The organism is Pseudomonas donghuensis, assembly GCF_000696345.2.
In the GTDB taxonomy this organism is placed as follows: Bacteria; Pseudomonadota; Gammaproteobacteria; order Pseudomonadales; family Pseudomonadaceae; genus Aquipseudomonas; species Aquipseudomonas donghuensis.
This window is the reverse complement of sequence record NZ_CP071706.1, coordinates 2,095,001-2,108,261: the sequence shown is the minus strand read 5'-3', so window position 1 is coordinate 2,108,261 and position 13,261 is coordinate 2,095,001. Positions and strand designations below refer to the sequence as shown.

At 61.1% G+C, this 13,261-nt stretch carries 11 protein-coding genes, 2 rRNA genes and 1 pseudogene (1 of these 14 only partly in view); 7 read left to right on the top strand and 7 right to left on the bottom strand.

Features of this window, described 5'->3' with window-relative positions; translation table 11 throughout:
* The first annotated feature begins 65 nt into the window (after positions 1-65).
* Positions 66-1,067, top strand: coding sequence for a FecR family protein (locus tag BV82_RS09655; RefSeq protein ID WP_010226595.1), 1,002 nt, complete (start codon positions 66-68; stop codon positions 1,065-1,067).
* A 26-nt stretch (positions 1,068-1,093) separates the two neighbouring features.
* On the opposite strand, the gene BV82_RS09650 is transcribed toward BV82_RS09655, so the two are convergent.
* A complete protein-coding gene (locus BV82_RS09650) occupies positions 1,094-2,413 on the bottom strand; it encodes a Na+/H+ antiporter family protein (protein ID WP_010226597.1) in 1,320 nt (439 codons plus the stop codon).
* Between the two features lie 269 nt (positions 2,414-2,682).
* Here BV82_RS09650 and BV82_RS26700 point away from each other — a divergent pair.
* The 4 genes and pseudogenes from BV82_RS26700 to BV82_RS09635 all read left to right on the top strand — a co-directional run.
* Positions 2,683-3,972: pseudogene (locus tag BV82_RS26700) on the top strand (methyl-accepting chemotaxis protein); the annotation flags it as partial.
* 102 nt (positions 3,973-4,074) lie between these two features.
* Positions 4,075-4,830 (top strand): methyl-accepting chemotaxis protein, encoded by a 756-nt coding sequence (locus BV82_RS26695; RefSeq protein WP_374045273.1) that lies wholly within the window; start codon positions 4,075-4,077, stop codon positions 4,828-4,830.
* A gap of 153 nt (positions 4,831-4,983) precedes the next feature.
* On the top strand, positions 4,984-5,970 hold the full coding sequence (locus tag BV82_RS09640; RefSeq protein ID WP_036994483.1) for an ABC transporter substrate-binding protein: 987 nt from the start codon (positions 4,984-4,986) through the stop codon (positions 5,968-5,970).
* The gene (locus BV82_RS09635) at positions 5,967-6,818 is read left to right on the top strand and encodes an ABC transporter permease (RefSeq protein WP_026001520.1); all 852 of its coding nucleotides are present in this window, start codon (positions 5,967-5,969) and stop codon (positions 6,816-6,818) included. The genes BV82_RS09640 and BV82_RS09635 overlap by 4 nt, the downstream gene beginning before the upstream one ends.
* 66 nt (positions 6,819-6,884) lie before the next feature.
* Here BV82_RS09635 and BV82_RS09630 read toward each other — a convergent pair whose 3' ends face one another.
* Genes BV82_RS09630 through BV82_RS09615 form a run of 4 tightly spaced genes read right to left on the bottom strand, consistent with a single transcriptional unit; the run spans position 6,885 to position 9,491 of the window.
* Positions 6,885-8,204 (bottom strand): sensor histidine kinase, encoded by a 1,320-nt coding sequence (locus BV82_RS09630; RefSeq protein ID WP_010226605.1) that lies wholly within the window; start codon positions 8,202-8,204, stop codon positions 6,885-6,887.
* Positions 8,201-8,869 carry a response regulator transcription factor gene (locus BV82_RS09625; protein ID WP_010226607.1) on the bottom strand — a complete coding sequence of 223 codons (669 nt, stop codon included), beginning with the start codon at positions 8,867-8,869 and terminating at the stop codon, positions 8,201-8,203. Before BV82_RS09625 ends, BV82_RS09630 begins: the two co-directional genes overlap by 4 nt.
* Complete coding sequence (locus BV82_RS09620) at positions 8,869-9,171, bottom strand: PepSY domain-containing protein (RefSeq protein WP_010226609.1); 303 nt, start codon at positions 9,169-9,171, stop codon at positions 8,869-8,871. Before BV82_RS09620 ends, BV82_RS09625 begins: the two co-directional genes overlap by 1 nt.
* An 11-nt stretch (positions 9,172-9,182) precedes the next feature.
* The gene (locus tag BV82_RS09615; RefSeq protein WP_010226611.1) at positions 9,183-9,491 is read right to left on the bottom strand and encodes a PepSY domain-containing protein; all 309 of its coding nucleotides are present in this window, start codon (positions 9,489-9,491) and stop codon (positions 9,183-9,185) included.
* Between the two features lie 159 nt (positions 9,492-9,650).
* Here BV82_RS09615 and BV82_RS09610 point away from each other — a divergent pair, with 159 nt between their 5' ends.
* Both BV82_RS09610 and queD read left to right on the top strand, forming a co-directional pair.
* Complete coding sequence (locus BV82_RS09610) at positions 9,651-10,733, top strand: patatin-like phospholipase domain-containing protein (protein ID WP_036994482.1); 1,083 nt, start codon at positions 9,651-9,653, stop codon at positions 10,731-10,733.
* Positions 10,734-10,782: 49 nt separating this feature from the next.
* Positions 10,783-11,139 carry a 6-carboxytetrahydropterin synthase QueD gene (gene queD, locus BV82_RS09605; protein ID WP_010226613.1) on the top strand — a complete coding sequence of 119 codons (357 nt, stop codon included), beginning with the start codon at positions 10,783-10,785 and terminating at the stop codon, positions 11,137-11,139.
* Positions 11,140-11,284: 145 nt separating this feature from the next.
* Here the strand turns inward: queD and rrf are convergent.
* Positions 11,285-11,400: ribosomal RNA gene (gene rrf / locus BV82_RS09600) — 5S ribosomal RNA — on the bottom strand.
* 139 nt (positions 11,401-11,539) lie between these two features.
* Positions 11,540-13,261 (bottom strand): 23S ribosomal RNA (locus BV82_RS09595) (it continues 1,168 nt past the right edge of the window).

Sequence of the window (13,261 nt, the reverse complement as noted above, 5' to 3'; positions counted from 1 at the left end):
TCGCCATTATCTCGGTTCTCGCCCACCTACCCTGCAAGGTAGAATGGACAAAACCGGGAGTTTCAATGAATCACACCAGTCTCAGCGCCGCCGAATACGATGCCATCACCGATGCCGCCGCGCAGTGGTGCCTGCGCTTGCAAGCTGAAGACTGCACAGCCGCCGAGCGGCGCGCGTTTGAGCAATGGCTGAGTGCCAACCCGCTGCACCTGCAGGAATATCAGGCGATGCTGGAAATCTGGCAGACCGCCGACCATCTGCCCCGCAGCGTCCCGGACAACGTGGTGCCCCTGCCACAGCGCCAGCGCAACCACTGGCAGCGTTTCGCCACGGCGGCAGCCATCGCCCTGGTGGCGCTGCCAGCCGGCGCCTGGGTCGGTTGGGAGCAAGGCTGGTTGCCCAATAGCTATCAGCACCTGGAAAGCAACGGCCAGCTCAGCCGCGTTGTGCTCGGCGACGGCAGCGAGGTCGAACTGAACCTCAATACCGAGCTGCGCTTTAGCAACTACAAGGATGAGCGCCGGGTCACCCTGATCAAGGGTGAAGCCTTCTTCAAGGTCAGCCATGACAGCCAGCATCCCTTCGTGGTGCATGCGGCCAATGGCTGGACGCGGGTCACCGGTACCCAGTTCAACGTGTGGAAGTACGATGATCAGGTCAAGGTGACCCTGGTCGAAGGTTCAGTGCTGGTCAGCAGCGATGGCCAGGCCAGCGACAGCAGCTATCGTCTGGGCCCGGGCATGCAGGCCAGCTACAAGGCCGGCGACTACGAGCCACGCCTGAGCCAGACCTACAACCAGGACAACAGCCTGGCCTGGCGCAGCGGCAAGCTGATCCTCGACAACCAGAGCCTGGCCCAGGCCTTGCCAATGATCAACCGCTACCTGGACAAACCGCTGCTGCTGGCCGATGCCAGCACTGGCAGCATCCGCATCAGCGGTATCTACAACACCAGCGAAATCAAGCGCCTGGTCAGCGCCTTGCCCAAGGTGTTGCCGGTCTACCTGACCCGGAACAAAAACGGCAACATGGTGCTCAACCGCATCTCGCCACCTGCCAAAGGCTGAGCCTTGCGCTCAGCCCGTCGCCTGCGTCAGAGCATCATCGCCGCCAGCCAACCGAATGCCAGCAATGGCAGGTTGTAATGGATAAAGGTCGGTACCACGGTGTCCCAGATATGGTGATGCTGACCATCGACGTTCAGGCCCGAGGTCGGCCCCAGGGTCGAGTCCGACGCCGGTGAACCGGCATCCCCCAAGGCTCCAGCGGTACCGACGATGCACACTGTCGCCACAGGATCGAAGCCCAGTTGCACGCACAGCGGCACGAAGATCGCCGCCAGGATCGGCACGGTGGAGAACGAGGAGCCGATGCCCATGGTCACCAGCAGGCCGACCAGCAGCATCAACAGCGCACCAATGCCCTTGCTGTGATTGATCCAGGCCGCCGAGGCCTCGACCAGGGACTTGACCTCGCCGGTGGCCTTCATCACGTCGGCGAAGCCTGATGCGGCGATCATGATGAAGCCGATCATGGCCATCATCTTCATGCCTTCGGTGAACAGGTCATCGGTGTCTTTCCAGCGCACGATGCCCGAGACCGAGAAAATCAGAAAACCGGCCATGGCGCCGATGATCATCGAGTCCAGCCACAGCTGGATGATGAACGCCGCCGCAATGGCAACACCGGCCACCAGCAGGGTCAGCGGGTTGTAGCGCACCGTGACCTGCTCGACCTGCTCGATTTTCTCCAGGTCATACTCACGCTTCTTGCGATAGCTGATGAACACCGCCACCAGCAGGCCAAAGAGCATGCCCGCGGCCGGGATGGCCATGGCGTGGGTAACGTTGACGCCGCTGACATCCACGCCGCTGCGGCTGACACTGCCCAGCAGGATCTGGTTAAGGAAGATGTTGCCAAAGCCCACCGGCAGGAAGATATACGGGGTGATCAGGCCGAAGGTCATCACGCAGGCCACCAGGCGCCGGTCGATCTGCAGCTTGGTCAATACATACAGCAGCGGCGGCACCAGCAACGGAATGAAGGCGATATGGATCGGCAGAATGTTCTGCGACGAAATCGCCACCACCAGCAGCAGAGCGATCAACAGCCATTTGACCTTGCCGCCGTTGCTATGCCCCTGCCGGTCGATCATGGCCAGAGCGCGATCCGCCAAGGCATGGGCCATGCCCGACTTGGCAATGGCTACGGCGAAAGCGCCAAGCAACGCGTACGACAACGCCACCGTGGCACCGCCACCCAGCCCGCCATTGAAGGCCTTGAGCGTGCCTTCGATGCCCAGGCCACCGACCAGGCCACCCACCAGGGCGCCGACGATCAGGGCGATCACCACATGCACGCGGGACAGGCTCAATATCAGCATGATGCCGACCGCGGCAATTACTGCATTCATTCTGTGACCTCTAGAAACCAGACAAAAAGCGACCGATCCGGCGACAGACTGCTCGCAAGCAGTGGCCGAACGACAGGTATTTTTATGGAGGGCGCACACTCTGAAGCAGACCCCCGCGCTTGTCAAAAAAACGGAGTGTTGCGCCTGCGACAATAAGTCGCCTCAGCGACCGAAAACGACGCATTTAAATTGAACGTTTGAATAAAGAAAACGGCCTCGCGGCCGACATAGTCGGCAGCCTCAATCTTTCAGGATCTAAGGACTTCGCCATGTCGTTCAGACAACTTTCCATACAGTGGAAGATCACCCTGCTGGCCGGCCTGTGCCTGGCTGGCATCGTTACCCTGCTGGTGGGCCTCTCGCTGTATCGCATGGAGCACAGTACGCAACTGGTCAAGGCCAGCAGCATGCAGATGCTCACCGAAGCGGCCCAGGGGCGCATCGAATCCCAGGGCGAAGTCCAGGCCTTGAACATCCGTCGCCAGTTCATGGATGCCTACCAGTACGGTGCCGGTTTCGCCCGCCAGGTGCTGTTCCTGCGCGAACAGGCTGAGAAGCGCTTTCTCGATGCCTTCGACCTGCGCGAGGACATGACCCGCCAGGTACGCGCGGCGCTGCAGGCCAACCCCGACCTGCTCGGCCTGTCGCTGGTGTTCGAACCCAACGCGCTGGACAACAAGGACGCACTGTTCGTCAACCAGAAAGAACTGGGCAGCAACGAGAAAGGCCGCTTTGCCCTGTACTGGTCGCAACCGACCCCGGGCCAACTGACCTCCATGGCGCTGCCTGAGCGCGACATGAACGACACCAGCATCGGCCCCAGCGGCGAGCCGGCCAACACCTGGTCGGTGTGCCCGCGCACGACCCGCAAGGTCTGTGTGATCGAGCCCTACTTCTATGAGATCAACGGCCAGCAGGTGCTGATGACCAGCATCGTGTTCCCGCTGATGGCCGCCGACAAGGTGATCGCCACCCTGTCCATCGACATCAATCTCAACAGCCTGCAGGCCTTGAGCCAACAGGCCAGCCGCAATCTTTACCAGGGCCAGACCCAGGTCGGTATCCTCAGCCCGGTAGGCCTGCTGGCCGGCTACAGCCCGGATGCCGGCAAGCTGGCCCAACGTTTCGACCAGGTCGACGCGGAAAAAGGCGCCGAGCTGATCCGCCTGCTGGGCGACAGCACGCCGCTGCACAGCCTCCACCACAACCAGCGCCTGAAGGTGCTGGCCTCGTTCGCGCCGATCCCTGGCGGCAAGCCTTGGGGCGTGTTGCTCGACGTACCGGAAAGCGCCCTGACCGGCCCGGCCGAAGCCCTCAAGCAAGAGCTCGACCAACGCAACACCAGCGGCACCCTGATGGAACTGGGCCTGGGCCTGCTGGCGGCCATCGTCGGCCTGCTGCTGATCTGGCTGATGGCGCGCACCGTGACCCGGCCGATCCTCGGCGTGGCGGCCATGCTCAAGGACATCGCCAGCGGCGAAGGCGACCTGACCCGCCGCCTGACCTACGACAAGCGCGACGAACTGGGTGAACTGGCCGGCTGGTTCAACCGCTTCCTCGACAAGCTGCAGCCGACCATTGCCGAGGTCAAGCGCTCGGTCCAGGCCGCCCGCGATACCGCCGACCAGTCCTCGGCGATCGCCAGCCAGACCAGCGCCGGTATGGAACAGCAGTATCGCCAGGTCGATCAGGTGGCCACCGCTTCCCACGAGATGAGTGCCACCGCCCAGGACGTCGCCCGTAGCGCCGCGCAAGCCGCCCAGGCTGCCCGCGACGCCGACCAGGCCACCCGCCAGGGCCTGGCCGTGATCGACCGCACTACCAGCAGCATCGACACCCTCGCCGCCGACATGAGCACCGCCATGGGCCAGGTCGAAGGACTGGCCGAGAACAGCGAAAAGATCGGCTCGGTGCTGGAAGTGATCCGCTCGATCGCCGAGCAGACCAACCTCTTGGCGCTGAACGCCGCCATCGAGGCCGCCCGCGCCGGTGAAGCCGGTCGAGGGTTTGCCGTGGTCGCCGACGAGGTGCGCAACCTGGCCCGGCGCACCCAGGAATCGGTGGAAGAAACCCGCCAGGTGATCGAAGAGCTGCAGGCCGGCACCCGCGAAGTGGTCGGCGCCATGGACAGCAGCCATCGCCAGGCCCAGGGCAGCGTCGAGCAGGTCGGCCAGGCGGTCACCGCCCTGCAGCAGATCGGCAATGCGGTCACGGTGATCAGCGACATGAACCTGCAGATCGCCAGCGCCGCCGAAGAGCAAAGTGCGGTGGCTGAAGAGATCAACAGCAACGTGGCTACCATTCGTGACGTCACCGAATCGCTGTCGGAACAGGCCAACGAATCGGCGCGGGTCAGCCAGTCGCTCAACAGCCTGGCCAACCAGCAGCAGGGGCTGATGGATCAGTTCCGGGTGTAACCCCGTGGGAGCTGGCTTGCCAGCGATCGAGCGCAAAGCGCTCGCAGGTGGAGCCTCATGCAGGCCTCATCGCTGGCAAGCCAGCTCCCACAAAAACCTGCCGGCTCTCCTCTACTACACTTGCCAGACTCCCTACCTTGCGAGCGAGGCACAATGAAGCCGATCACCACCCTGCTGACCAGCGCACTCCTTGCGCTGGGGCTGATTACCTGCAGCCACGCCGCCGACAAATCCATGCCCATCCACTTCGGTGACATCACCTGGGAAAGCGGCAGCCTCACCACCGAGATCCTGCGGCTGATCGTCGAGAAAGGCTACGGTTACCCCACCGACACCCTGCCCGGCAGCACCGTGAGCATGGAAGTCGCGCTGGCACGCAACGACATCCAGGTCATCGGCGAAGAATGGGCCGGGCGCAGCCCGGCCTGGGTAAAGGCCGAGCAGGCCGGCCAGGTATTCAGCATCGGCGATACGGTGAAGAATGCCGATGAAGGCTGGTATGTGCCGGCGTACGTAATCAAGGATCTGGCGCCGCACCTGCGTTCGGTGGCCGACCTCAAGCAGTACAAGGCCGTGTTCAAGGACCCGGAGTCCCCCGACAAGGGCCGCTTCCTCAACAGCCCCAGCGGCTGGACCTCCGAGACCGTCAATAGCCAGAAGCTCAAGGCCTATGGCCTGGACAACGACTACGTGAACTTTCGCAGCGGCTCGGGTGCCGCCCTCGATGCCGAAATCACTTCAGCCATCCGCCGCGGCAAACCGGTGCTGTTCTACTACTGGAGCCCTACCCCGCTCATGGGCCGCTACGACCTGGTACGCCTTGAGGAGCCGCCGTTCAACGCCGAGGCCTGGCAGACCCTGACCGATGCCAGCCATCCAAACCCGCAAGGCACGCGCTCACTGCCGGCAAAATTGTCCATTGGTGTTTCTGCGCCATTCAAAAAGGATTATCCGCAACTGGTCGAGTTCTTCGCCAAGGTCGACCTGCCCATCGACACCCTCAACAAGACCCTGGCGCAGATGAGCGAAAAGCGCGAGTCGCCCAAGGAGGCAGCACTCAGGTTCATGCGTGATAACCCGAACATCTGGAAAGCCTGGCTACCCGCCGAGATCGCGGGCAAGGTCGAGGCGAGCCTGTGAGTGGAGGCTTTCCCGAAACGTTGCACTTCTCCTTTGCCGACGCCGTTAACCGCTTCGTTGATTGGCTGGTACTGGCTTACGGCGATCAATTGCGCAATGTCTCCGATGGCCTGCTGCAGGTACTGGTCGGCCTGGAAAACCTGCTACGCCTGACGCCTTGGTGGCTGTTGCTGGTGATCGTCGCACTGATGACCTGGCACGCCAGCCGCAGTGTCGTCCGTGCCCTGGTGCTCAGCGGCCTGTTGTTTCTGATCGGCGTGGTCGGCCTGTGGGACAAGCTCCTGCAAACCTGTGCGCTGGTGCTGGTGAGCACCGGCCTGTGCGTACTGATCGGCATCCCGGTGGGCGTCCTGCTGGCCAGCCGGCCCTTGGCGCGCAAGCTGCTGATGCCGGTGCTCGACGTCATGCAGACCCTGCCCAGCTTCGTCTACCTGATCCCGGTGTTGATGCTGTTCGGCCTGGGCAAGGTGCCGGCCATCTTCGCCACCCTGATCTATGCCCTGCCGCCCCTGATCCGCCTGACCGAACTGGGCCTGAGCCAGATCGACCCGAGCCTGACCCAGGCGGCTCACGGCCTGGGGGCCAGTCGCTGGCAGCGACTGCGGCGGGTGCAACTGCCGCTGGCGATGCCGAGCATCATGGCCGGGCTCAACCAGTCGGTGATGATGGCCCTGTCGATGGTGGTGGTCGCCTCGATGATTGGCGCGCGCGGGCTGGGAGAAGATGTGCTGGCGGGGATTCAGACGCTCAATGTTGGCAAAGGCGTGGAGGCCGGCTTGGCGATTGTGGCGCTGGCGATGGTGATTGACCGGATCACCCAGGCGTATGGCCAGCCGCGTCATAGTTAGCGATTGAGGGCCTCATCGCGGGTCAAGTCGGATCGCCGCACCGCAGCTCCTACATGACCCGCGATGCTATCTGACCTTGCGCGGCAGCTCGATGCTGACCCGCAATCCACCCAACGGGCTTTCCAGCAAACGCATCTGCCCACCCCAGGCCTCGACGATGTCGCGCACGATGCCCAGACCCAGGCCGTGACCATCGACCTGCTCATCAAGCCGGGTCCCGCGCTCAAGGACTTGCTCGCGCGCCTTCTCCGGGATGCCCGGGCCGTCATCATCGATCCACAGGCAATAGTGTTGCGCTTGTTCTTCGATGCTCAGCCGCACTTCGCTGTCAGCCCATTTGCAGGCGTTGTCCAGCAGGTTGCCCAGCAGTTCGAGCAGGTCTTCACGATCCCAGGGCAGCAACAAACCTGCGGGTACCTGCTTGCTCAGTTCCAGGCCTTCACCATGGATCATGCCCAGGGTCGACAGCAACCCCGGCAGCTCTGCATCGCAATCAAACAGGGCGCCCGGCAATGCGTCACCGGCCAAACGTGCGCGGTTGAGTTCGCGACTCAGGCGCTGCTGGATCTGCTCGAGCTGGTCTCGCAACTGGGCACGGACTTCCGGCAGGTCCCTGAGGCGTTCGCTGGAGGCCAGGCTGAGCAGCACCGCCAGAGGCGTCTTCAGCGCATGCCCAAGGTTGCCCAGGGCATTGCGTGAACGACGCAAGCTGTCTTCAGTGTGGGCCAGCAAGTGGTTGATCTGTGCGACCAGGGGCTCGAGCTCTGTCGGCACCTGGGTATCGAGCTGTGACCGCTGGCCCTGCTGCAACTGGGCGATCTGTTCGCGGGCACGTTCCAGCGGGCGCAATGAACGGGTCACGGTGATGCGTTGCAGCACCAGGATCAGCAACAGCGCGACCAGGCCCAGGCCCAGGCCGATCTGCTGCATGCGCCTGAAGCCATCGCGCACCGGGGTATAGTCCTGGGCGACACTGATGGAAATCGCCTGGCCCAGTCGCCGGTAGTCGGCTCGCAGGACCAACAGTTGCTGGCCCTCGGGTCCAAGCTGCAGCCCGGTGTGCAGGCCCGGTGTTGCCGGAGCCGGCATGTCCATGTCCCACAACGAACGCGAGCGCCAGTTGCCGCCGTCGAAGTCGATGCGAAAGTAATAGCCCGAGAACGGCCGCTTGTAGGCCGAGGAGATCCGTCGCTCGTCCAGTTCCAGCCCAGTCTGGCCGCGCACCAGGGCAACCAGCAGGTTTTCACTCTCCTTGCGCAGCCCCGTCTCCAGGTAGCGTTGCAGCCCGGCTTCGAACAGCCACAGGCTGAGCTGGGCCAGGACCAGCCCGACCAGCACCAGTACCGCAATCAGGCCAAGGCTCAAGCGTGCCTGGATCGACTTCACTCGCTGCTCCCGGCATAGCGGTAGCCCTGGCCGCGGCGGGTCTCGATCACACTGCGGCCAAGCTTGCGGCGCAGGTGGTTGACGTGTACTTCCAGGACGTTGGAATCCCGTTCGGTTTCACCGTCATAGAGGTGTTCGGCCAGGTGACTTTTCGACAGGATCTGTTGCGGGTGCAGCATAAAATATCGCAGCAGGCGAAACTCGGCAGCGGTGAGCTGGATGTCGACGCCGGCACGGGTCACACACTGGCGGCCTTCGTCCAGCTGCAGGCCGGCGGCGTCCAGGGTCGGCTGGTTGGCAAGCCCACGCGCACGGCGCAGCAGCGACTGGATACGCAGCTGCAGTTCTTCCGGGTGAAAGGGCTTGCTCAGGTAGTCGTCGGCGCCGGCCTTCAAGCCCTCGATACGCTCGGCCCAGGAGCCGCGCGCGGTGAGGATCAACACCGGTGTCGCCAGGCCAGATGCGCGCCACTGGGCCAGCACCTCGAGGCCCGGCAAGCCGGGCAGCCCGAGGTCGAGAATGATCAGGTCATAGGGTTCGCTGCTGCCCTGGTAGACCGCATCCCTGCCGTCGGCCAGCCAGTCGACCGCATAACCCTGGCGTTGCAGGCTCTGGGTCAGTTCATCTGCCAGCGGCACGTTGTCCTCGACCAGTAACAGGCGCATCAGTCATCTTCCTCGTCTTTGAGCAGCGCTCCATTGGTAGCGTCGAGCTTGATCTCGCGCACCACGCCTTCAGGGGTCAGCAATTCGACCTCGTACTCGTACCTGTCGTGTTTCTGTTCCAGCTCCGCCTCCAGCAATGTCGCCCCGGGATAGCGTCCCAGGGCGTCTTTGAGCAGTTGCTCCAACGGCAGGATGATGCCCCGCTCGCGCAGTTGCAGGGCTTCGTCCTGATCGAGGTCGCGGGCCGAAGCCAGCGAGCAGAGGGCCAACAGCGCAATGAGAACGGTCTGTGCTGCTCGCATGCAAGGGCTCATCAGGTATCCTGAGCGTCCTTGAGGACTTCGCCGGTCTTGGCATCGAGATCAACGTCCCACTCGACGTTCTGGGCGTCACGCAGTTCGACCTTGTAGATATAGCGACCGTACTCGTCTTCCAGTTCGGAATCGGTGACGGTTGCGCCTGGGTGCTTGGCGATGGCGGCGGCCTTGAGTTCGTCCAGCGACTTGATGCTCTTGGCGTTGACCAGTTTTACCACTTCATCAGGCTGTACATCTTTAGCCAGCGCGACGTTGGCGCTCAGGGCAAGGGCAGCAGTGGCGAACAGGGCAGTCAAAGTTTTCATCGTGTCTCTCCGTTGAGATCAAAAATGTTTCTACGGGGCCTAGAGTACCCAACCGAACTTAATTGAAGCTGAAAACAACTGGCGACATGATAGCGCAGCCCTGCCCCACATCTGGACCGCTGTTCTTTATAATTACCGGCTCAAGACCGCGAGGCCCGTATGAGCGCAATCCATATCAAGTACCCGGCCCTGACCCTCAAGGCCGGCAGCCGTGCCCTGCAACGCATACGCGAAGGTGGCTTGCAGGCAGCGGATGTGGGTGTGTTGCCAGGCGCTGCGGGCGGCCCCAAGGCTTTGGGCATCCAAGGGCTGGACCTGGCATTGTTCGGCCAGTGGTTACCCGGCACACCGCGTGAACGGGCGCTGATCGGTGCCTCGATCGGCTCCTGGCGCTTCGCCAGTGCCTGCCTGCCCAACCCGGCCCAGGCCCTGCAGCGCTTGGGGCAGCTGTACACCGAACAGGACTTTGCCAAGGGTGTGACCCAGGCTGAAGTCAGCCGCAGCTGCGAGCGCATGCTCGATGAATTGCTCGAAGGGCGCGACGCGCAGGTCCTCGAAAGTTCGGACTATCGCCTGAACATCATGGTGGTAAGAAGCCACGGGCTGCTTGCCCATGATCATCGCGGGCGCCTGGGCATGGGCCTGTCATCGGTGATCGCCGACAACCTGATCGGCCGCCCGCGCCTGGCCCGGCACTTCGAACGGATCATTCTTCACGATGCCCGTAGCGGTCCGCCGTTGCAGGCACTGACCGACTTCCCGTCGCGCTACCTGGCGCTGGATATCAACAACCTGCGGCATGCCCTCCTGGCTTCCGGGTCGATCCCCATGGTCATGCAAGGCGTGCGCGATATCCCCGGCGCAGGCCAGGGGACCTACCGTGATGGCGGGCTGCTCGACTATCACCTGGACCTGCCCTACGCCGGTGACGATATCGTGCTTTACCCGCACTTCACCGACAAGGTCATCCCCGGCTGGTTCGACAAGGCCCTGCCCTGGCGCCGCGGTGACGCCCAACGCTTACGTAATGTCCTGCTGCTGGCACCCTCGCCGCAGTACCTGGCCAGCCTGCCCTACGGCAAGCTGCCGGACCGCAGCGACTTCAAGCGTTTCATGGGGGATGCCGGTAGCCGCCAGCGTTATTGGCACAAGGCAATGGCCGAAAGCCAGCGCTTGGGCGACGAGCTGCTTGAGCTGATAGAAACCGGCAAGCTGCACACGCATCTGCAACCACTGAAGTGACCATGCTGGTAAACTGACAGCCAGCATTGGTTTACAGAGTCAAGACATCGTGGAAATTTTCAAAGAGTTTACATTCGAATCGGCACACCGCCTGCCCCACGTCCCTGAAGGGCACAAGTGTGGTCGCCTGCATGGTCACTCGTTCAAGGTTGCCCTGCACCTGACCGGCCCGCTCGACCCGCATACTGGCTGGATTCGCGATTTCTCCGAGATCAAGGCGATCTTCAAGCCACTGTACGAGCAACTGGATCACAATTACCTGAACGACATTCCTGGCCTGGAGAACCCGACCAGCGAAGTGATCGCCAAATGGATCTGGGATCAGGTCAAGCCGCTGCTGCCGGAGCTGTCCAAGGTACGGATTCATGAGACCTGCACCAGTGGTTGCGAGTACTACGGCGACTGAATCGGTAAATGGATGTGAAGAGACCACCCTGCGGGGTGGTTTTTTTCGGCTGGTTTTCACTCATGTGCGGCGGTGCGACGCTCCCACAGACGCCATAAAGACAAAACCCCTACCTGCGTACGCAGATAGGGGTTTCGGAATTTAATCTTGACGATGACCTACTCTCACATGGGGAAACCCCACACTACCATCGGCGATGCATCGTTTCACTGCTGAGTTCGGGATGGGATCAGGTGGTTCCAATGCTCTATGGTCGTCAAGAAATTCTGTTGCCAGAAGGTCTTGTTTAAGACACTCCAGCGAATCGGGTATGTGATGTTTTGTGAGTTACAAATTCTCGGCTTTGCAGTCTTCACAACACCGCAATCTGGTCATTCGACGCAAATTGCTTGGGTGTTATATGGTCAAGCCTCACGGGCAATTAGTATTGGTTAGCTCAACGCCTCACAGCGCTTACACACCCAACCTATCAACGTCGTAGTCTTCGACGGCCCTTCAGGGAGCTCAAGGCTCCAGTGAGATCTCATCTTGAGGCAAGTTTCCCGCTTAGATGCTTTCAGCGGTTATCTCTTCCGAACATAGCTACCCGGCAATGCCACTGGCGTGACAACCGGAACACCAGAGGTTCGTCCACTCCGGTCCTCTCGTACTAGGAGCAGCCCCTCTCAAATCTCAAACGTCCACGGCAGATAGGGACCGAACTGTCTCACGACGTTCTAAACCCAGCTCGCGTACCACTTTAAATGGCGAACAGCCATACCCTTGGGACCGGCTTCAGCCCCAGGATGTGATGAGCCGACATCGAGGTGCCAAACACCGCCGTCGATATGAACTCTTGGGCGGTATCAGCCTGTTATCCCCGGAGTACCTTTTATCCGTTGAGCGATGGCCCTTCCATACAGAACCACCGGATCACTAAGACCTACTTTCGTACCTGCTCGACGTGTCTGTCTCGCAGTCAAGCGCGCTTTTGCCTTTATACTCTACGACCGATTTCCGACCGGTCTGAGCGCACCTTCGTACTCCTCCGTTACTCTTTAGGAGGAGACCGCCCCAGTCAAACTACCCACCATACACTGTCCTCGATCCGGATAACGGACCTGAGTTAGAACCTCAAAGTTGCCAGGGTGGTATTTCAAGGATGGCTCCACGCGAACTGGCGTCCACGCTTCAAAGCCTCCCACCTATCCTACACAAGCAAATTCAAAGTCCAGTGCAAAGCTATAGTAAAGGTTCACGGGGTCTTTCCGTCTAGCCGCGGATACACTGCATCTTCACAGCGATTTCAATTTCACTGAGTCTCGGGTGGAGACAGCGCCGCCATCGTTACGCCATTCGTGCAGGTCGGAACTTACCCGACAAGGAATTTCGCTACCTTAGGACCGTTATAGTTACGGCCGCCGTTTACCGGGGCTTCGATCAAGAGCTTCGCGTTAGCTAACCCCATCAATTAACCTTCCGGCACCGGGCAGGCGTCACACCCTATACGTCCACTTTCGTGTTTGCAGAGTGCTGTGTTTTTAATAAACAGTCGCAGCGGCCTGGTATCTTCGACCGGCATGGGCTTACGGAGCAAGTCCTTCACCCTCACCGGCGCACCTTCTCCCGAAGTTACGGTGCCATTTTGCCTAGTTCCTTCACCCGAGTTCTCTCAAGCGCCTTGGTATTCTCTACCCAACCACCTGTGTCGGTTTGGGGTACGGTTCCTAGTTATCTGAAGCTTAGAAGCTTTTCTTGGAAGCATGGCATCAACCACTTCGTCGCCTAAAGGCAACTCGTCATCAGCTCTCGGCCTTAAGATCCCGGATTTACCTAAGATCTCAGCCTACCACCTTAAACTTGGACAACCAACGCCAAGCTGGCCTAGCCTTCTCCGTCCCTCCATCGCAATAACTAGAAGTACAGGAATATTAACCTGTTTTCCATCGACTACGCTTTTCAGCCTCGCCTTAGGGACCGACTAACCCTGCGTCGATTAACGTTGCGCAGGAAACCTTGGTCTTTCGGCGTGGGAGTTTTTCACTCCCATTGTCGTTACTCATGTCAGCATTCGCACTTCTGATACCTCCAGCAAGCTTCTCAACTCACCTTCACAGGCTTACAGAACGCTCCTCTACCGCAT